The organism is Psychrobacter sp. 16-MNA-CIBAN-0192, assembly GCF_040309565.1.
Lineage (GTDB): Bacteria > Pseudomonadota > Gammaproteobacteria > Pseudomonadales > Moraxellaceae > Psychrobacter.
Map to the genome: position 1 here is coordinate 1 of NZ_JBEOOX010000165.1, position 279 is coordinate 279.

The 279-nt window shown below is 30.8% G+C and carries 1 protein-coding gene; it reads right to left on the reverse strand.

The annotated features are described in order from the left end of the window. Positions 1-279 (reverse strand): hypothetical protein (locus AAEY78_RS12770; protein WP_352339698.1); only part of this gene is annotated, 279 nt, incomplete at both ends.

The window sequence follows — 279 nt, forward strand, 5'->3', positions numbered from 1 at the left end:
GCACTACTTTGTTGGTAGAACAGATCTTCAGGGTCATTATACTTAGTGTACCCTGAAATTATGTCATTAATATTCAAAGCCGAATTGTTTATGATAGTCAAAAATTTGTTTAATTCAGGATAGTTAGTTTTAGTAAAAAAACCTTGGTTTACTTTTGCTGATATTATTGCATCTATTAATGAGCTCTGTAAATTACTCTGAATTAGTTCGCTAAGATCTTTATCGTCTTTTGCATGGGGGTGGAAAGGAATTCTTAATATATCTCTTGTATATCTATTC